The sequence below is a fragment of the Clostridium sp. C8-1-8 genome (assembly GCF_009928445.1).
GTDB lineage: Bacteria > Bacillota > Clostridia > Clostridiales > Clostridiaceae > Clostridium_AR.
Window position 1 is genome coordinate 1 of sequence record NZ_JAABNO010000112.1, and the last position, 206, is coordinate 206.

The 206-nt window shown below is 34.0% G+C and carries 1 pseudogene; it reads left to right on the top strand.

From position 1 onward, the window contains the following. A pseudogene (locus tag GXK57_RS26315) lies at nucleotides 1-206 on the top strand (cell wall-binding protein); the annotation flags it as partial.

Genomic DNA, 206 nt, shown 5'->3' on the forward strand with positions numbered 1-206 from the left:
CCTAAACAGTAGTTTAAGAGTGGACGGATGGTCTTTACACAGAGGTGGAGTAAGTCAAGTTAAAGTATATGTAGATGGAAACTTCATAAGTAATGCCAATATTGGTTGCTCAAGACCAGATATAAAGAATGCCTTTCCGCAGTATAATAATGCAGATAAGAGTGGTTTTTATTATGATATAGATATAAACTCTATAAAGTCAGGAA